At 37.4% G+C, this 20,709-nt stretch carries 18 protein-coding genes and 1 riboswitch; of the genes, 3 read left to right on the top strand and 15 right to left on the bottom strand.

Annotated elements, in window-relative coordinates; translation table 11 throughout:
- Nucleotides 1-52: 52 nt before the first annotated feature.
- On the top strand, nt 53-907 hold the full coding sequence (locus ACAN52_RS12865; RefSeq protein WP_378955280.1) for a YitT family protein: 855 nt from the start codon (nt 53-55) through the stop codon (nt 905-907).
- Between the two features lie 87 nt (nt 908-994).
- On the opposite strand, the gene ACAN52_RS12860 is transcribed toward ACAN52_RS12865, so the two are convergent.
- A complete protein-coding gene (locus tag ACAN52_RS12860) occupies nt 995-2,257 on the bottom strand; it encodes an Nramp family divalent metal transporter (RefSeq protein WP_378955279.1) in 1,263 nt (420 codons plus the stop codon).
- A gap of 266 nt (nt 2,258-2,523) precedes the next feature.
- A riboswitch (ZMP/ZTP riboswitch) is annotated at nt 2,524-2,603 on the top strand.
- A 220-nt stretch (nt 2,604-2,823) separates the two neighbouring features.
- On the opposite strand from ACAN52_RS12860, the gene pflB reads away from it, so the two are divergent.
- Both pflB and pflA read left to right on the top strand, forming a co-directional pair.
- The gene (pflB, locus tag ACAN52_RS12855; protein ID WP_378955278.1) at nt 2,824-5,055 is read left to right on the top strand and encodes a formate C-acetyltransferase; all 2,232 of its coding nucleotides are present in this window, start codon (nt 2,824-2,826) and stop codon (nt 5,053-5,055) included.
- Between the two features lie 34 nt (nt 5,056-5,089).
- Nucleotides 5,090-5,863, top strand: a complete 774-nt coding sequence (gene pflA, locus ACAN52_RS12850; RefSeq protein WP_378955277.1) for a pyruvate formate-lyase-activating protein — start codon at nt 5,090-5,092, stop codon at nt 5,861-5,863.
- A 47-nt stretch (nt 5,864-5,910) separates the two neighbouring features.
- Here the strand turns inward: pflA and queG are convergent, their stop codons facing one another.
- The 14 genes from queG to ACAN52_RS12780 form a co-directional block, all read right to left on the bottom strand.
- Entirely contained in the window at nt 5,911-6,810 is a 900-nt protein-coding gene (gene queG, locus ACAN52_RS12845) for a tRNA epoxyqueuosine(34) reductase QueG (RefSeq protein WP_378955276.1), read from the bottom strand.
- 16 nt (nt 6,811-6,826) lie between these two features.
- Nucleotides 6,827-7,456: a hemolysin III family protein gene (locus tag ACAN52_RS12840; protein ID WP_378955274.1), complete on the bottom strand. Its 630-nt coding sequence runs from the start codon at nt 7,454-7,456 to the stop codon at nt 6,827-6,829.
- 174 nt (nt 7,457-7,630) lie between these two features.
- Complete coding sequence (locus ACAN52_RS12835) at nt 7,631-9,355, bottom strand: methyl-accepting chemotaxis protein (protein WP_378955273.1); 1,725 nt, start codon at nt 9,353-9,355, stop codon at nt 7,631-7,633.
- A gap of 28 nt (nt 9,356-9,383) precedes the next feature.
- Nucleotides 9,384-10,454: a SpoIIE family protein phosphatase gene (locus ACAN52_RS12830; protein ID WP_378955272.1), complete on the bottom strand. Its 1,071-nt coding sequence runs from the start codon at nt 10,452-10,454 to the stop codon at nt 9,384-9,386.
- Nucleotides 10,455-10,480: 26 nt separating this feature from the next.
- A complete protein-coding gene (locus tag ACAN52_RS12825; RefSeq protein ID WP_378955271.1) occupies nt 10,481-10,783 on the bottom strand; it encodes an STAS domain-containing protein in 303 nt (100 codons plus the stop codon).
- Nucleotides 10,784-10,835: 52 nt separating this feature from the next.
- The gene (locus ACAN52_RS12820) at nt 10,836-11,213 is read right to left on the bottom strand and encodes an ATP-binding protein (protein WP_378955270.1); all 378 of its coding nucleotides are present in this window, start codon (nt 11,211-11,213) and stop codon (nt 10,836-10,838) included.
- 257 nt (nt 11,214-11,470) lie between these two features.
- On the bottom strand, nt 11,471-11,866 hold the full coding sequence (locus ACAN52_RS12815) for a response regulator (RefSeq protein ID WP_378955269.1): 396 nt from the start codon (nt 11,864-11,866) through the stop codon (nt 11,471-11,473).
- An 18-nt stretch (nt 11,867-11,884) separates the two neighbouring features.
- On the bottom strand, nt 11,885-13,057 hold the full coding sequence (locus ACAN52_RS12810) for a sensor histidine kinase (RefSeq protein ID WP_378955268.1): 1,173 nt from the start codon (nt 13,055-13,057) through the stop codon (nt 11,885-11,887).
- A 67-nt stretch (nt 13,058-13,124) separates the two neighbouring features.
- Nucleotides 13,125-14,171 carry a chemotaxis response regulator protein-glutamate methylesterase gene (locus tag ACAN52_RS12805; protein ID WP_378955267.1) on the bottom strand — a complete coding sequence of 349 codons (1,047 nt, stop codon included), beginning with the start codon at nt 14,169-14,171 and terminating at the stop codon, nt 13,125-13,127.
- 11 nt (nt 14,172-14,182) lie between these two features.
- Nucleotides 14,183-14,995: a CheR family methyltransferase gene (locus ACAN52_RS12800; protein ID WP_378955266.1), complete on the bottom strand. Its 813-nt coding sequence runs from the start codon at nt 14,993-14,995 to the stop codon at nt 14,183-14,185.
- Between the two features lie 68 nt (nt 14,996-15,063).
- Nucleotides 15,064-17,568: a methyl-accepting chemotaxis protein gene (locus tag ACAN52_RS12795; protein WP_378955265.1), complete on the bottom strand. Its 2,505-nt coding sequence runs from the start codon at nt 17,566-17,568 to the stop codon at nt 15,064-15,066.
- Between the two features lie 51 nt (nt 17,569-17,619).
- On the bottom strand, nt 17,620-18,120 hold the full coding sequence (locus ACAN52_RS12790) for a chemotaxis protein CheW (RefSeq protein WP_378955264.1): 501 nt from the start codon (nt 18,118-18,120) through the stop codon (nt 17,620-17,622).
- Between the two features lie 21 nt (nt 18,121-18,141).
- Nucleotides 18,142-20,238: a chemotaxis protein CheW gene (locus tag ACAN52_RS12785; RefSeq protein WP_378955263.1), complete on the bottom strand. Its 2,097-nt coding sequence runs from the start codon at nt 20,236-20,238 to the stop codon at nt 18,142-18,144.
- Nucleotides 20,239-20,298: 60 nt separating this feature from the next.
- Entirely contained in the window at nt 20,299-20,652 is a 354-nt protein-coding gene (locus ACAN52_RS12780; protein WP_378955262.1) for a response regulator, read from the bottom strand.
- Nucleotides 20,653-20,709: the final 57 nt, after the last annotated feature.

Below are 20,709 nucleotides of genomic sequence, written 5' to 3'. Positions count from 1 at the left end.
TCTATACACAGTTTACTATGATCATACTTAGTTATTAAAATCGGAGGATCGTATGAAAAAATTTCTTTGGAGATATTTTTGCATTACAGCTGGCTGTTTAATTGCCAGCACATCAATTAATCTTTTTCTAGTGCCTCATCATCTTTTAAGTGGCGGCGTCAGCGGGCTTGCGATTATTTTTTATTTTTTGTTTGGTTTCCCAATTGGTCTGCAAATTATCATCATGAACATCCCTCTTGTTGCTATTGCTTACAAGCTTCTTGGTAAAGAATATGCCATTACAACTATTTATGGCACGATTTTATTTTCAGTCGCAGTAGATGCAACCCAATTTTTAGCAAAAATGAATCCCCTTGATGACCCGTTACTGGCCTGCATTACAGGTGGGATTATATCAGGAGTCGGGTCAGGACTCATATTCCGTTTCAATGGCAGTGCCGGTGGATTGGATATTGTTGCAGCAGTCGTTCGTAAGTATTATTCCTTCAATTTTGGTGTTGTCAGTTTTGCAATTAATTTAGTGATCATGATGATTGCAGCTACCTTTTTTGGGCTTAAATTAGCGGTTTTAACTCTTATTTCAATGTTCGTTAGTGCTAATCTTACAGATAAGGTCGTTGAAGGATTTAATCGTAAGAAGACTCTGTTTATCATTTCATATAACACAGAAAAAATTACAGAAGCCATCCTCAAAGAAGTTGGGCGGGGTGCTACTATTTTACGCGGCGAAGGTGCCTTTACTAGGCAGGAAAAACGCATCATATTTGTCGTTGTCAGTCTTACACAAATCGCTAAAATCAAACTTCTTGTGCAAGACGTTGATCCTCATGCCTTTATGATCGTCCAAGATGCAGCTGAAGTGATGGGTCGTGGTTTTACTTTGCCAGGCACAAAATACATATCATAGGGATCGTAGTCAATCGAAAATCTATAAACTAAACAAAGAAGCCTAACATTTCGCATAATGCAAGATGTTAGGCTTCTTTATTTACTACTATTTGATGAAATCCCATAACAACATCATATTAAGGATGGATACAATACCACCAATCGTCCACAATAAAACTTGCTGCAAACCAGTATTTGCATATTTACCCATTACTTTCTTCGATGAAGTGAGATAGATTTGTAAAAAAATCGTCCATGGTAATTGAATACTTAAAAACATTTGAGAATACACCAAGCCCTCAAAAGGACTTTCAATAAACAAGATAATCACCACTGCTAATACATAGGTAATAGCAACCCCAAGCCAAGAATGGCGATCTTTAATGTCATAAGGTTCTTTAAATATTCCTGCAAAAATACTCCCACCAGCCATACCTGCAGTCACCGTCGATGAAATTCCAGAAAACAGTAAAGCAATAGCAAAAACCATGGCGGCGGCATTACCGAGTAGGGGCCTTAACATCACTTCAGCTTGCTGCAATTCATCGACTTCTACTTGATTACTAAAGAATACCGCTGCTGCAATTAATATCATCGCACTATTAATGGCCCAACCAATGCACATGGACAATAAAGTATCTGCAAATTCATATTTTAATTGCTTTTGGATGACCACTTCATCCTCTAAATTCCACTGTCGACTCTGAATAATTTCTGAATGTAAAAATAAATTATGTGGCATAACGACAGCACCTAAAACACTCATAATAATGAGCAGTGAACCATCTGGAATCACAGGTGTCACCCAGCCAACAGCAGCTTCAGTCCAATCAATCTGAACCAAACTTAACTCGAACAAAAAGGCCAATCCAATGATCGAAACAAAACCCATAATCCATTTTTCTAATTTTTGATAGGAATTAACCCATAACATCCAGCCACAACCAACAGCAGCACATACAGCCCCGAGCTTTAAAGGAATGTGAAACAACATATTAAGTCCAATGGCTGAACCTAATATTTCCGCCAGTCCCGTAGCCACAGAGGCTGCAATGGCTGAAAATAATACTCCCCGTGATACAAAAGTTGGTAAATGTTCTGTGGCCGCCTCAGATAAGCATTGCCCCGTAACAATTCCCAAATGAGCCACGTTATGTTGAAGGACAATGAGCATGATAGTGGATAATGTGACCATCCATAATAATTTATATCCATAATCTGCACCGGCTGCCATATTCGCAGCCCAATTACCAGGATCAATAAATCCTACCGTTACCAAGATTCCTGGGCCGATATAACGCAATATTTCTCGCGCTTTACTATTAATATCTTCATCTACATGCAAAAAATTATGTATTTTTTTAAACATTACTTTTTCCTCCTATCATCCCTACTTTTTCTAAATATTACCTCAAAAAAACAAGAATGCCTTCTTTCCATAAGACTATGAGTATTCGTTCTACCCTTTGAAGTGAGCCAAAGAACTCTCCTAGCTTATCGTTTTACTAACTAATTTTTACAATGATTTAATCATTACTATTCTTTTTTTTCTCTGACTATCCTCCTTTATTATTTATTTATTCCATATTGACAATCGTATAAAAACAAGATAGAATCGGATTTACAAAGTAATAAAAACAGATACAAGACTGGCGGATAGTGGAATAACCACAAGGGATTGTATCTGATAAACGCCGACCGCCTGGGCATAACATTATTTGTTATATCCAGGTGGTTTTTTATGTTTAGAAAATTTTATTAATTAATATTTATTATCCTATAAAAATCACTATTGACACATTCTTATAAAAAATCTAGAATTAAAATAAGAATTAAACTTTAAGGTATATGATTTGTGTCACAGGCAAAACAATATAATAGATTTATAATGATACTAAATGATAATAATTATCACAGAATTAGAGGAGGATATGAATGATGAACGCATGGAATACTTTTAAACCTGGAAAATGGCAGACAGCCATTGATGTACGGGATTTTATTCAAAATAACTATCTACCCTATGAAAACAATAGTGATTTTTTAGCTGAGGTAACGCCTAACACGAAAAAACTTTGGGATAAGTGTAGCGCGCTTCTGGCTCAAGAACGCAGCAAGGGCGGCGTCTTAGACATCGATACAGATACCGTTTCCACAATTACTTCACATAAGCCTGGCTATATTGATCAAAGTTTAGAAATTATTGTTGGACTCCAAACTGATGCTCCTCTTAAACGCAGCGTTATTCCAAATGGTGGTGTACGCATGGCTGAGCAAGCTTGTGAAGCTTATGGCTATCAATTAAATCCAGAAATCAGCAACATTTATCATAACCATGTCACGACGCATAATACGGCTGTTTTTAATATGTATACGGATGAGATGAAAAAAGCTCGTAAATTAGGTATTATTACAGGATTACCTGATGGCTATGGACGGGGACGAATTATTGGAGATTACCGTCGTGTCGCTTTATATGGTATCAATAAACTCATTGCAAGCAAAAAAGAAGATATGAGCGCTCTTGCTGGTCAACCAATGAATGAAGAAGTTCTCCGCCTACGCGAAGAAGTATCTGCACAAATTGCAGCCTTGAAAGATATCGCAACCATGGCTAAATCCTATGGCTTTGATATCAGTCAGCCAGCCGAAAATTCCAAGGAAGCAGTACAATGGATCTATTTTGCATACTTGGCCGCCATTAAAGAACAAAATGGAGCTGCTATGTCCCTAGGCCGTATTTCTACTTTCTTAGATATTTACTTACATCGAGATTTGCAAAATGGCACCCTTACAGAAACGACAGCTCAAGAACTCATCGATCAAATGGTCATCAAACTTCGTTTGGCTCGCCATTTGCGTACACCTGACTATAATGAACTTTTCGCCGGTGATCCATTATGGGTGACAGAGTCAATTGGCGGCATGGGTAATGATGGACGAACGCTCGTAACCCGTACATCCTACCGCATACTCCACACACTTTACACTCTTGGCCCTGCTCCTGAACCGAACTTAACTATTTTATGGTCAGTTGATATGCCTGCTGACTTTAAGAAGTTTTGTGCAAAAGTTTCTCTCGATACCAGCGCTATTCAATATGAAAATGATGATATTATGCGTCCCATATATGGTGACGATTATGCCATCGCATGTTGCGTATCAGCCATGAGAATTGGTCAGCAAATGCAATTTTTTGGAGCCCGAGCAAATTTAGCAAAAGCCTTACTTCTTGCCATCAACGGTGGTCGTGACGAAAATACAGGAGAGCAATTAGCTCCTCTTATGCCAATCCCAGAAGGAGAATATTTAGATTATGATGTTGTACGACAGAATTTATCAAAGGTTCTCACTTGGCTGACTGGCCTTTATGTCAATACCATGAATCTCATCCATTTTAGCCATGATAAATATGCATACGAACGGTCACAAATGGCCTTACATGATACCAAGGTAGATAGAACAATGGCCTTTGGTGTCGCTGGTCTATCCGTCGCTACTGATTCACTAAGTGCGATCCGTTATGCTCGCGTTAAAGCCCTTCGTGATGAAAATGGTATCGCCAAAGACTTTGCTATTGATGGAGATTTCCCATTCTTCGGCAATGATGATGATACGGTGGATCAGTTAGCAGTTGAGCTTAGCCATGAATTCAGCAAGAATCTAAAAGAACATGCAACCTACCGCAATGCTGAACACACCTTATCTATACTTACCATTACCTCCAACGTCATGTATGGTTCAAAAACAGGAGCCACTCCTGATGGTCGCAAAGCCAAACAAGCCTTTGCCCCTGGTGCTAACCCTATGCATGGTCGCGATAAAAATGGTGCTCTTGCTGCCATGCAGTCCATTTGCAAATTATCCTATGATGATTGTCGCGATGGTATTTCTTATACATTCTCGATTCTTCCTGCAACCTTAGGAAAAGCGAGTGATGCGAGAATTCAAAATTTAGCAGGTATACTCGATGGTTATGCGGCAGGTACAGGACACCATATTAACGTGAATGCTCTTGATATTTCCATCTTAGAAGATGCTCGTAAACATCCTGAAAACTATCCTCAACTCACAATTCGTGTATCTGGTTATGCTGTCAACTTTATTAAACTCACTCCTGCTCAACAAGCAGAAGTCATTGAACGTACCTTTTACCAAGCATTATAATTGGAGACGTAAGAGGGGGATACTGGAGGTAAACATGATGCAAGGTTATTATCATTCGATCGAACGATTTGGAACAGTAGATGGCATTGGCATTCGCTATGTACTATTTTTATCAGGTTGTCAACTCCGTTGCCGTTTTTGCCATAACCCTGACACTTGGCTCAAAGGCAATCAAACCATTACCACAGAGAAAGTACTTGCGGACCTACTCCGTTACCGACATTTCTACGATGCCTCTCACGGCGGAATCACTCTCAGTGGCGGTGAACCCCTCTTACAGCCACAATTTGTTGCCGAACTATTAGCCGCTTGTCGCTCTCATGGTATCCATACCACCATTGACACTGCTGGCTACTATGACCAGGATAATATTACAGCGATTTTACCCTATACAGATGCCGCTTTATTCAGTATTAAAGCCGTTGATCCACAAAAACATCAATGGCTGGCAGGTTTTGATAATCAGCAAATCATTAAAAATCTCCACTACATGGTTCAGCATATCCCAGTCACTCTGCGTTATGTCGTCATTCCAGGTGTAACAAATTTACCTGAGGATATAGAATCACTCACCCACCTAGTTCATTCCTTACCAAAACCTGTTCCCGTTGAATTACTAGGTTATCATACCTATGGTCGACAAAAATGGCAGGCTTTGAAGATGAAGTACACTCTAGAAGATATTCCCGAGGCAACACCTGAAGATCTAATCGCTGTAGCAACTATTCTTATGAAACAAAATATTGTCGTCCTTAATCACTCAAAGACGACCCCTATACTATCCGAGTCCACAGTCCCTACTCCCTAAGAAAAAGCAGGTTACTTCTCTTATGAAAAGTAACCTGCTTTTTATGATTATCGATTCCGTAGTAAATACTCAAAATTTCGTACAATTAATTTTCGACCGCGCCAACTAAAAGCACGATTACCATATCTTCTCATGAATTCTTTATTAGAGATTGTTACTAACTCTTCATAGTTTAATTCAGATACAATCTCTTCTTGGAATTCTGTTAACTGTGTTACAGCAATCTTTTCATTATGCGGGCAGACATCTTGGCAGATATCGCAACCAAATACCAGCTTATTCTTCTTAATAATATTGATTTCAGCCTCTGTTAACTCTCCCTTTTTCTGTGTCAAATAAGAACGGCAACGATTGGGATCAATTGTATAATCATCTAGAATAGCTTGCCCTGGACATGCTGCAATGCATCGACCACATTGTAAGCAAGAACCTTCGAGAGGTTTATCAATTTCAAAAGGATAATTCGTAAGCAGATAGCCAATTGATACATAGGAACCATACTGTTCAGTGATAATGTGATTATTTCGTCCGTAAAATCCCAGTCCTGCTAAATATGCCAGATACCGATCAACCAAAGGACCAGTATCTACAAAGGCACTATAATGAAAACCAGGTATTTCTCCTGCGCAAAATTTACCAATATTATCTAATTTGTCTTTTACAATCCTATGGTAATCAAGAGCATGAGCATATTTAGCTAGATTGCCTTCAATCTTTTCACCCGTATAATAAGGGAATAAGCAAACAATCACCGACTGAACATCTTCCATAGTCAGTCGCGGATCAATCCTTTTATTTATACATTTTTCTTCAAATTCAGTGTATTGATTTTTTGCATTCCTAGATTGTATAATCTGCTCTAATTCCAAGTAAGGTCCAATTCCTGCTATGCCCATATGCTCAATCTTAAGAGAATGACAAAAAGTCTGTAACGTTTCTTTCCTCATACTATCACTTGATTTTTCATACACTTAAATGAATGGGAAGTACATAGAAAAATACGGCAATAAAATGAGAAATACTCCCTGCCAAAACAAATAAATGCCATATAGCATGATTATAAGGAATTTTATTCCATAGATAAAAAACACTGCCTAGTGTATAAAACAAACCGCCAACGATCAACCATATGACTCCTGGCACCGCCACTGTTGCAATCAAAGGTTTTATCGCAACGACAATCATCCACCCCATTAGAAGATAGCAAAGGGTCGATATGACTTTAAAGCGTCCAACAAAAAAAATCTTCAAAACAATTCCTAGTACGGCAAGACCCCAAACAATACTAAAAACAGTCCACCCCAATACACCATGCAAAGGTACTAATGTAAAAGGGGTATATGTTCCTGCAATGAGCAAATAAATCGCTGAATGATCAAGAATTTTAAATTTATATTTTAACCGTTCATTCCTAAAACTATGGTATAGAGTCGATGCTAAATAAAGAAGCACCAACGTCGTACCATAAATACTAAAACTAAGGACATGCCAGATCTCACCATAAAGATAAGCGAATACAGTTAATAGCACTAAACCAACGACTGCAAGCAAAGTACCAACACCATGTGTGACAGCATTCATAACTTCTTCCATTTCTAACCTCCCATTGTGCAATAAATCAATATTAGAATAGATCTATCATGATCTAGTATACCTATTCTTAGATTAATTATATCATATCTGCAGCTTCAATGATAATAATTATCATCATTTTTATGGTGAAAAAAGAGACTTAGCCTAAGCTAAATCTCAATCATAAACCATTTTTTAGATCATAAATTTTTCAACAGAATTTTTTAATTGATGAGCCATTGCACTTGTTTGTTCTGCACTTGCTGCTACAGTCTGCATGGCTGCAGATTGTTCTTCAGCGGAAGCCGAAACCTCTTCACCATGGGTAGCAACAGTTTCAATAACCGTCGCCAATTGATCAATCACTTTTACAATTTGCTCTGAACTAGCAACTTCTTCGGAAGTTAAATGACCAATTTCCTGCGCTTCAGCTGTTGTTTGCTTAACAGCCTGTAAAATTCGATCTAACGCTAGTCCAGCTTCATTCGCTGTAGAAACTCCATGTTCAACTTCCAACACATTTTGTGCCATTGCATAAACGGCCACATTTGTTTTTTCTGTAACCATCTTCACTAATGAAGTAATTTCTTGAGCTCCCTGATCAGATTGCTCAGCTAATTTGCGTACTTCTTCAGCAACAACTGCAAAACCACGCCCATGCTCTCCCGCTCGCGCAGCCTCAATGGCAGCATTTAAAGCTAATAGATTGGTTTGCTTGGCTAAATTGGTAATGGTATCCGTAATATGAGATATTTGTTGAGAATACTCATTGAGTTCACCAATAATTTGACTAGATTTTTCGGCTTGGTCTTTGATATGATCCATTTTACTCACTGATTCATCAACCTTCAGTCGTCCATTTTCAGCAGCACTCAAGGTCTGTTCTGAGTTTTCACAAGTATGTTCAGCCTTTGCTTTAGCGATCTGTATCAGACTTGATAACTGTACAAGAGCTTGAGAAGCGTCAAGCATGGATTGATTACCAGTTTCAGCTTCTATCGCTAAATTGCGCATATTATCAGAGATTTCACCACTAGTTGCTGTGACTTCTTCTGTTGATGCTGCCATTTCTTCTGATGTAGCTGCCAACTGTTCAGAAGCTGAGCGGATATTTGAAATCATATCAACAAAACTCGTATGCATGGTACGTAGTGAATCAGCTAATTCTCCAATTTCGTCAGAAGTCTTAACCTCTACATGACTACGCAAATCTCCCTGTGCATATTGCTTTGCCACTTCTGTTAGTGCAATGACAGGGCGACGAATCATATTGGTCAAAATAATGGCAATTGTAATGCCAAATAATAAGACAAATAAGCTAATGACCGTCGAACTCATCATGACATTATTTGCTCGTGCAATACTGTCTTTAATCAACCCTTTTGCATCGGCTACATTATTATTAGAGAATTCATCCGTTATTTTTTCAATTTCAGCGGCCTGAGGACCAACTTTTTTTGCAATCTGCGTAAGTTTTTGCCGATATTCTTCCGATTTTACAAAATTACCTGCTAAGAGTTCCGCATTATAAGCCTTAGCAATTGGCATATACTCAGTCATAATGGTATTTTTATATTTTACAGTTTTATCAACAAGAGCTTGGACAGCTTCTTTTTTCTCAGGTCTAGCCATCTGTACCAACTCATTCTCAAGAGTCAAGACTTTGTTAAAGTTACCCTCTACATTATTGAATCTAACTTCATCTCCATATGCGACATAGGCACGAATCTCTGACACTGTTAATTTATATTGAATCACAATATCATTAGCAAGATTCATGCGTGCATTTGCGTCATTGATTTTAGTCAAGTCTTCATTCGCACTACGAAGGGAGGAAAGAGAGTAAATACCCATTGTCATAATGAGCACAATAATGACTCCAAAACTCAGAGCAATCTTCGCACCAACTTTTAGTTTCATAACTTACCACCTTTTCATATTATTTCATTTAGTGAATATTAATTCCCACTAAAGAAGCATCATCCCGATGTTCTCCATTCCTAGCAAGATTCTTACAAAGTTTTTGCATACCTTCAAAATCAAGTTCACTGCTCATGAATTTGGGTAGTAATTCAAATAACCCATCTGTTAAGAATAAGAAACTTTCACCGGATTTAAAGTTTAAGGTATTTTGATCAAAGACCTCTTGTTCATTAATTCCCAAAAAGAGTCCAGGAACTTTTATAATTTCTGGTCCGTTTTCTTTTATTACAATAAAATAATTGATTCCACCAGCAGAGTAAGTCAATGTCTTGGATACAAAATCAAATTCGAAGAGAAATGCAGCAGCAAAACCACCACCTTCAAAAAAAGTCATTACTTCTCGATTGATCCATCCAAGCCTAGCATGTAGAGGAATTTTTTTTTCTTTCGATTGCATAAAAAGATATTTTAGAACACTCGTCTGAGCCGTTGCCGCCATACCATGCCCCATTACATCAATTAAAATACCATGTAGTACCTTTTTATCTTTTTCGAAGATAAAATCGTATAAATCGCCGCTCACGTAACTATAAGGTTGATAAATAGAATGTATCTGAAATAAATCATCTTTAAAATCACGAGGCAATAACCGCCGTTGTACCTTACCCGCAAGTTCAACTTCACTTCGCATCTTCAACTGGGGAGTTAGATTTCTCACAACTGATGCAAAAATATTCGCTCCGTGAAAAGCCATATAACGAGTACTCACTTCCACTTGAAAAATCGAACCATCTTTCTTAATGTGGTTACTCGCAAAAATATATCCCTTGGTGTATCGCTTAGCGATCTTCAAGTTTTCGCGAGTTGAGTTAGCTGAATCATGACTAATATCTTCAATTGATAGTTTAGTTACTTCTTCAATTGTATACTGATACATTTCTAATGCATTTTCATTCATAAAAATAATATTGCCATTTTGGGAATCAATCAACACCAATGCATCGTTCATCATATTTAAAAGATCAAATCGTTGGCAATAATGACAGGTATCGCCCAAAAAAACCCGTTCCGAAATAGAAGGCTCCGCACAACTCATTTATTTAGCTCCTTATCTTCGAAAAATTATTGCATTGTAAATACTTTATTCAATCTTGTTAATTCAAATAGCTCCTTGACAAGACCACTGGCACCGACAAGTGTTACGCTCCCTTGTATTTGCAATGCTCTTTTTTGTATGGCGACAAGTACACCCAATCCCGAACTGTCAATATATTCAACATGATTGAGTTTAATGACAAATTGTTTATGCCCTGATTCCATCAAAACAATTAATTTTTCACGAAGAACTGCTGCCTCTTCCACATACATACTGCCTGATAGATTCACCATAATTTTCCCATTTTCATTTACTGTATCAATTTTCATAATAATCCCCTTTCCATCCAATCAATCTACATAGAGCCACCCTTTGAAATGACTAAGCATCAGCAAACTTTTTAATCAGCGTTAACTCATTTCCCAGTTCATTTAAATGATAAGAATCTACACAGTGTTGTATGATCTCAAAACCTCGGCCACTCTCTGCTGACCACTCAACTTGCTCACGTTTTCCTTGATTCGCAAACCCCTTGCCTTCATCACGGATGATAATTTTAATTTCATAAGGTAATTCTTCAATCATTAAATGTACTTTCTTACTACGATCTTCTTTGTTGCCATGAAAAATTGCATTATTAACACCTTCATTAATCGCAACAAAAATATGCAAGGCATCCTTTTCCGATGCACGTGCTAATTCTTCTTTAATCGTTTCTCGTAAGGTGGCAAATTCCGCCAATGACGAAAAGTAATACATACTATCCACCTCCTAAAATTATATTAGTACTATGTAAAAAATACTGAATATCTTGTATCTGCATATCAATATTAATTCCTTTAATGTAAAGTATTTCAGCTTGCTTAGCTTGATTCTACATTAATTGAATAATATTCGACAAATTACTGTCATTTCCTTCCTCATATTTTACAAAAAGACTTTAGTTCATAACTGATTATCAAATCATAAAAAAAATATCCTCCTGCGTGAATTGCTGGAGGATATTTTTTTATGATTCATTCAATCAGCCCTAATTTACGCATTACAATAACAAATTTATCAATTTCAATTGGTTTCCAAGCATAGGCTTCGCATCCTGAATCATAGGCATTGGTAATGGTATCCTTATCATTCAATGCTGTTGTCATGATAATTTTTACGCCTTTACTCTCTTCAATGCCCTTTTGTTTTTCAATGTCACGGATCGTCTTTAACGCTTTAAGTCCATCAAATTTAGGCATCATCACATCCATACAAATGAGATGATATGGTCGTTCTTCTTTTAATGCTCCTAAAAAAGCATCAATCGCCTCTAATCCATTGACAGCTACATCACACTCTCCATAGCGAGAAAGAAATTTCCTCATAAAAATACGACTTACTAAATCATCTTCTGCAATCAAAATTCTCAAAATTCATCCAACCTTTCATCATCTTCTTTCATCAACTTGTAAATGAAGCGGCAATTTTATATAGAACCAAGTCCCCTCCTCTTCACTTGACAAAAAGCTAACGTTTCCCTTTAAAAATCGTTCTCCGAATAGTTTGATACTGTAGGTACCGAGTCCCCGCCCATCGCCTTTCTTTGAGAATGAACGATGGAAAATCAAACTTTGAATCTGGGCATCCATATATTGATCATTATGCACCCAAAAGGTTATCCACTCATCATCATCATCCTCCATACCACAACCAAGAGTAATGATGCCTCCTTGCTCAGTTGCTTCAAGGGCATTTTTGATCATGTTACCGAGTATCCGCCGTAAAATCCTATGATCTGTGTAAAGATTTCTTTTTATATACTGATGATCTAATGTAATGGTTTTCTTGGCAGCAAGATCATGACCCTCATATAATTTACAGACAGATTTGAGAATGTCAGTCGTCTCCATGTTAGTAATCTCTAATATCAGTTGATTATCTTCGGCATCCATCATATATTTTTGAGTTTGTATTTCTTCAATTAAATAGAGAAAGGACTCTTCAACAAATTCTAATTCTGGTTTTATCTTGTCAGGTACATCCTCTTTCAAAAGCCCCATAATACCTTTTAAGGCACCTGCCGTATTAATAATATCATGAAAAAAAATTCGTTCTAACATTCTTTTCCGAGTCCAATCACTTTTATCAGTAAATGTGACTACATAAAAATTGTCTTCTTGAATTTGTAGAGGTTCTACGTGAACGGATAAATTTACATTTTTTTCATAACTATGTAATCGATTCGCATCAGTAAATTCACTTATTTTCTCCTCTTTTTTCTCCATTCTTTTCAATACCTTCTCCACTACATCACAGAATCGACATCCTCCTAACATATCACAATGATTTATTCCATTGAAAGCACGAATGCATTTGATCATTTCTCCTGCACTTTTTCCACAAATATCTGAAATACTCTTCACATTGATCATATTTAAAAATGCCTTATTCGCAAATACAACTTGCAGACAAGAATTTATGATTAAAATGATACTATTCGTTGCATCAAATACGTCTTTAAATACAGGTAGTGTCGCTAAGTAATCGACTTGTTTTATTATTTTTTCATTATCCCCCCCTTGAGTAGGGGCACTAAATGTCACTACATCAATATTATTCATTTATACAGTCCCCCATCACCATTAACTATTTATAGCCATTATTGATTGGCAGCATTCATCTAGTGGTCTATGACGACTCTCTAGCTTTACCTGAGATAACGGAGTGCAATAACTGAGGAATATTTTTCAATGTTACTTGCTTACCGACAGCCCCAATATCATAAGCAACCTTCGGCATACCATACACGACGCTAGATTGTTCATCCTGTCCAATGGTCATTGCCCCAGCTTTTCTCATCTTTAATAACCCTTTCGCACCATCGTAGCCCATACCTGTTAAAATGACACCAATGGCATTTGCACCAGCTTTTTCAGCAACAGAATTAAATAGTACATCGACAGATGGACAATGTCCATTTGTTTTTTCACCTTTGATGCATTCTACAATATAGGAATTCCCCTTGCGATTGATTCGCATGTGGTAATCTCCACCAGGAGCAATCAACACTTTTCCTGGTGTAATGATATCACCACTTTGCGCTTCCTTAACCTCCATACGGCATGAATTATTAAGCCTTTGAGCATACATTGCAGTAAAGACCGGTGGCATATGTTGAACGACAACAATTCCAGGCATATCCCGCGGCAAAGCATGGATCACTTCATAGATCGCCTCAGTACCGCCTGTTGATGCACCAATTGCAATCACCATATTCGTATTTCTAGAATCAATATTCCCCGTCAGTTGCTCAGCTACATAGTCTTTCTTCAAATGACCAACTTTAGCCATGGATGCAATTTTTATTTTGATAATTAATTCATTAATAAAGGAATCTAAACTTCGCTGTCCTTTCATATCTGGTTTAGTTACAAAATCAACAGCACCAGCGTCTAAAGCATCAAAAACATGATGACTGATTGAGCTGACCATGACAACAGGTAGCGGATATTGTGGCATAAGTCTTTTTAAAAACTCAATACCATTCATGCGTGGCATCTCCACATCAAGAGTTAAAACATCCGGTTCTAAATCTAATATTTTATCTCGTGCAATAAAAACATCGTTAGCCGTTCCAACTACTTCAATTCCACGATCATTGGCAAGTCCCCTTGCTACCGTTTCTCGAAATAGTAAGGAGTCATCAATCACTAATACCTTTATCCTTTTCCCCATATCTACTCCCCCTACCCTTTGCGATACACTGCAGGCATAACATAACTATAACGTGTCTCATCCCTGCCAATCGACTCAGAATGTCCAATAAATAGGTAACCTCCTGGTTCAGTTATTTCATAAAATTTGTTTATAAGTCGCATCTTTGTGGCATGATCAAAATAGATCATCACATTTCTACAAAAGATTACGTGAAATTTCTGTTTAAAGGGAAAGCATTCGTCCATTAAATTAAACACCCTAAAGATAACTTCTCTTTTAATTTCATCTAACACTTGATAATTGTCTTTGTTTACTTGTCGAAAATACTTTAACTTCCAGCTTTTAGGCAAGGTATTCAATGTGTCGAATAGATAAACCCCTTCTTCCGCTATTCCTAGTGCATTCACAGATATATCAGTCGCCAATAATTTAGTGTCCCAAAACATCTTTTCTTTGCCAAAATACTCTGCAATAATCATTGCCAGTGTATAGGGTTCTTCCCCCGTCGAACAGCCCGCACTCCATATTCTTAGATCTTTTTCTTTATTCTTTATTTTCAGATATGGTAAGACTTGTTTTTCAAAATAAGTAAAATGAGCAGTTTCACGCATAAAGAAAGTATGATTCGTTGTAAGTTTGTTCACAAGACTTGTAATTTCCAAATTAGTGGTATCGGTAAAAACATACTCTAAGTATTCAGAAAAATTATCAAAACCTTTTTCAATCAATAAATTACTTAATCTACCTTCAATTAGATTCTTTTTTTGAGACAAATTAATACCGTAATTTTTTTGAATGTATGTAATTAATTTTTTAAAGTCATGATCACTTATTTCTATCATGTTACCACCTATAAAATAGGCATAAGGCTAGGCAACCTTCCATAGCCTTATGCTTATTTTCCCTGTTATTAATACTTACCGAACTCCTTGTCACTCAGGGCAATTCTAGGTTTACTTTTTGTCGCAGCAACTTCAGCACGTCCGAAACCTAGGTTTTTCACTGGTTTTGTTTTTTTACTATCACCAGGATATTCACTGGTTTCATACCGTGCATAAGATGCTGAATCCTTTTGCAAGTTAAATTTACTAATCATCTCTTTGAGCATATCAGCTTGTCCTGAAAGTTCTTCACTTGCTGCCGCGCTTTGTTCAGCTGTTGCCGAATTTGTTTGTACAACTTGAGCGACTTGTTCAATACCTTTATTGATTTGAGCAATGGCAGTTGCCTGTTCATTGGAAGCTTCTGCAATATCGCCAACAAGACTCGCCGCAATCGTTACGCCGCTCACAATTTCTTCTAAGGCTTTAGCTGTTCCATTGGCCGTTTGTGTTCCATCGACCACATTCTTGACCGAACCTTCAATCAGAGCTGTCGTTTCTTTCGCTGCATTAGCACTTCGTGCAGCGAGGTTTCTAACTTCTTCTGCCACAACAGCAAACCCTTTACCATGTTGTCCTGCCCGGGCTGCTTCTACAGCTGCATTCAGGGCTAAAATATTAGTTTGGAAAGCAATTTCATCAATCACTTTAATAATTTTCGATATTTTCGAAGATGATTCGTTGATTTCTTCCATGGACCTCAGCATCTTGTTCATTTGTTGATTACCTTGCTCAGCATTTTCTTTAGCCCTGACTGCCAATTCATTAGCTTTATTTGCATTGATGGCATTTTCTTTTGTTTGGCTTGCTACCTGACTAATGGATACAGTCAATTCTTCTATCGCACTGGCCTGTTCTGTCGCCCCTTGAGACAGAGCTTGGCTGCCATCAGAGACTTGGCGCGAACCAGAAGCAACTTGATCAGAAGCATTATTAATATCACCAAATACATTATTGAAGGATTGAATAATCAAATTTAGAGCATCCTTCATCTGGGTAAAATCACCTTTATAGTCATTATTGATTGCTACATCAAGATTAGAATTTGCCATTTCACTAAGAACTTCAGTGATTTCACTTACATAGGCAGATAGGGCTTCAAGAGTATCATTCATCGCATTCTTAATATCAGCATGATCACCTTTATAATCGCCTCTGACGCGTAGCTGCAGATTACCATTGGCCATTTCCTCTAATACTGCAGCCGCCTCTTTGACTGGTTCGATGACCGCATCCAACGTTTTATTGACCCCTTCTACAATTTTACGATAATCTCCATCATGTTTACTAGCATCAGCCCGAGTGCTCAGCTTGCCATCTATAGCGGCCTGAACCAAAAGATTGGTATCAGTGACTAACATACTAATATTATCAATACAATTGTTCAGATTTTTTTTGATTTCATTAAAGTCACCATTATAATTGGCAGTAATTTTGGGTGGGATATCACCTTTAGAAATCCGTTCTACATACTGAGCTGTCACATTGATCGGTCCAACAAAGGCATTGATTAATTGATTGATTCCCTCAACTAACTGGCCCCAACCACCAGCAAAGTCTGCCCCATTGCCTCGACGATCTAGTTGCCCATTTTTAGTGGCCTGAACGAGTTCTCCTGTTTCTTTTAATAATCCTCTTATGACATCGATACAATTTTGCAAACTTCGCCCTAAGACATCTTTATCTGATTGAATCGTAACTGCAACGGTCAAATCCCCTGCTGCAACACGTTGTGCCGCTTGAGCGGAGTTACGAATGTTAGCAGCCATCAAGCTAAAAGCCTCAGACAATCTACCAATTTCATCTTTATTCGTAGATTCTATACTTACATCAACATCACCTACAGCCAATCTCCCAGCGACTTCTACTAAATTCGCTACAGGATGACTAATCTTACGAGCAATAAACCACCCCAAACCTATGGCCACCACCATGGAGACAGCAATTAAGATAAGCATGGTATGAATTGCTGAATTTGCCTGAGCATCATTGTTTGTAGAAGTTCTCTTAGCATTATCTAATTTTAATTTAACCAAAACGTCTAAATCTTCTTGATAGATTTTTCTAACTCGCTCTCCCTCGCCCTTCAATAATGCTCTGGCGCCAGTAATATTTCCTGCATTGACCATGTTAACGACTTGGTCTGACATCTGGTTATACTGTTTACGAGATTCTTGATATTTTAAATATTGATTTCTGACCTCTTGAAGAACAATGGTTTTAGAAAATTCTTCAGAATCTTTTGCTAAATCAATTCGACGATCGGCAATAGTCTTCATCAGCATCGTACGTTCTTCTGCCGTTTCGACCACCGTTAATTCCAATAGGTTATTACGCAGTCTTTGAAAATTATCTGTCATATCCTGAAGTGTCGCAATGGGAACCGTCATTTTTTCATACAATAAGGTATCATTATCATTAATCGTATTAATGCTTCGTACACCGATATAACCTACTAAACCAGTCAATAAGGCCACCAACATAAATCCAGTTAAAAGTTTAGGCATGATTTTCATATTATTAAACCATTGCATATTTTTCTTCCCCCTTTTTCATTTCGGAGCAGTAATACATTTTTTTACAATTTACAACCCGGCAGTTCCATTTAGTACTTCCAATTCTTCATCATTGAGCAGTTTATCGCAATCGAGCAGTAACTTAACTTCAGCTCCTACCTTGCCAATACCTTTGATATAACGATTATGAAAACCAGTTTTAATCGCTGGCGGTGGTACAATATTTTCTGGGGCGATTACTAATACCTCGGCAACATGATCCACAATCAGTCCAATGGAAATATCTCGAATATCAATGACGACAATACACGTTCGGTCATTGTATTCTCTAGATTCTTTTTTAAATCTTAGGCGCACATCCATGACGGGAATAATTTTACCTCTTAAATTAATAATTCCTTTCACATAATTAGGCAATTCAGGAACTTCAGTAATTTCTTGGATACCAATGATTTCTGTCACATACTTAATTTCAAAACCATAAAATTCTTTGCCTATGGAAAAAGTAAGAAATTTACCGCGTTGTGTATCTTCAGCAGTTTCAATATAATCACTCAGCACTTCCGCCATTCTCAGCCACCGTCCTTTCCTTTATGATAATTGCCTTTCTAAAATACCATTTATATCAAGAATAAGGCTGATTCCACCATCACCTAGTATAGTGCAACCTGCAATACCTTGTACCTTTTTCAAATATCGCGGTAATGCCTTTACAACAACTTGCTGCTCACCAACTAATCGATCGACAAAGAGACATGCCACTTTTGAATCACTCTCAATCATCACCATAATTCCCTCACTAATCCGAGTGACAGGATTTTTAATATTAAACATGCGATGAATTCTCAGAACAGGATAACACTGTCCCCTGATCATAATCATCTCATTACCATCCCCATCGCTAGTCACATCATTTTCATCGATTCTAAATGATTCGCGAATGGAAATCGTCGGTATAGTATACCGTGATTTTCCAACACCAACCTCAATTCCATCAATAATGGCTAAGGTCAGGGGTATTTTCACAAATATCTCTGTCCCCTTTCCAAATGTGCTCTCAATGGTAATACTGCCACCTATCTTTTCAATATTCTTGCTGACAACATCCATACCTACACCGCGTCCAGAAAATTCTGTCACTTGTTCATTTGTTGAGAAACCAGCAAGAAGGATATAAGAGAAAACTTCTTTATCTGTCAGTTCATGATCTGGTTTATTAACCAATCCTCGTTCTTTAGCTTTGTTTAAAATTTTATCCCTGTTAAGCCCCTTACCATCATCCCGAACGATAATTAAAACATCGCCACCCGCATTTTTAGCTTCTAAGGTTATTTTACCTTTCGAAGGCTTGCCAGACCTTAGCCTTTCTTCCTTGCTTTCCAATCCATGATCCATGGCATTTCGAATGAGATGCATCAGCGGATCAGAAAGATGATCAATGATATTTTTATCTACTTCTGTCGTCTCACCGATAATTTCTAGATCTGCCTCTTTGCCAAGTCTTTTACTCATATCTCGCACAATTCGATTCATTTTTTGAAAAACCATGGATACTGGCACCATGCGGATCGACATGACAATGTCTTGTAGTTCATCAGTCAGCTTGCGTAGCTGCCTCGCGGCTTTACTAAACCCTTCTAGGCTCAGTCCTGCTAAATCTGGATTTTTAGTGACCATGGCTTCCGAAATAACAATCTCACCTACAATATCCATGAGCATATCCAATTTGGAGACGGATACACTAATAATATTCTGTTGCCGATTATTTATAGTTCCAGAATCTCCATCTCTTACAATTTCTATATTTTCAGTTTGAATTGGTTGATCAACTTCTGGTATATCCTCTAATAAAATATCAATTTTACGATGTAAAACTTTGATTTCATCAGGATATTGATCAACTTGACTGATTTCCATTTTGCGCAAAAAAGCTGTTTGATTGAGAGTGCTTTCTACTTCTGCGTGAGAAACGATTGTATTAAAGCAAATCAAGAAACCATTTTCTCGGATAATGTCAGCACTCTCTCCATTATCAATCACATCAGAAGGAATATAATACATTTCAGTTACAATGTCTTGCAGATTATTAACAACCATATAGGCCCTGATATTCTCCATTTGACAATCTTCTTCAAAAAAAACTTTCACACAATATTTAGTATTTTTTTCTTTCTCTTCAGGAGGCTTTTGGTAAGAGCTAATATAATATTTGGTATTAGGCCCCTCTGGTGGCGAATTGGAAACAACAGCAGGAATCATGTTTTGATCTTCATAGGAGTTTTTCATTTGTGTGAGCAGTGCATTAATCTCTTCAATCAGGCCATCCCCTATACCATCTGCTGCATTTCCTTGTTCGATTTTATTCATTTCAGCTTTTATAAAATCAATCCCTGATAATACTAGATCGGATAATCCTCCAAAATCAATTTCAACATTCTGATTTGCTCTAATAAAGAAAAATAGATCTTCCATTGAATGGGCGACTGACCCAATTTGATTAAACATCATCATCGCTGATGAACCTTTAACTGTATGCATGATCCTGAAGATTTCGTTGATGGCGCCCATTTCAAACTTTTTATCTTTCTCACATTTGATAATGATTTCTTCTAGTTGTTCTACAAGCTGATTTCCTTCAAAAAGATACATTTCCAGCATAGGTTCTCTGCTCATTCCATCATCCGACATAATCATCCCCCTTTCCTAGCATCATCTTCCGAATTTTACAGTCTGAACAGATCAATCAATTTATAATTTACTCAGTACTTTCATCACAGTCTCTTCTGTGAAAGGTTTAACAATAAAGTTTTTAGCTCCTGCCATTACAGCATTTCTAATCATCGCCTCTTGCCCCATGGCACTGACCATGACCACTTTAGCCTGCCCATCAATGGCTCTGATCCTTTTCAAAGCTTCAACGCCATCAACTTCAGGCATGGTAATGTCCATTGTTACAATATCAGGATTGAGCTGTTGATATTTTTCCACAGCGATGGCACCATTCTCAGCTTCACCAACTACGTTAAATCCATTTTTCACCAACATGGTTTTTAGACTTAATCTCATAAACATCGTATCATCAACAATGAGTACACTTTTCATTTGCACGGACACCTTCTTTTAAGAAAAATTCTAAGTTTTACTATCATTTAACAAAAA

The sequence above is a fragment of the Pelosinus sp. sgz500959 genome, from assembly GCF_042610375.1.
Lineage (GTDB): Bacteria > Bacillota > Negativicutes > DSM-13327 > DSM-13327 > CTSoil-075.
The sequence above is the reverse complement of the archived record's forward strand: the minus strand, read 5'-3'. Positions and strand labels throughout refer to the sequence as shown.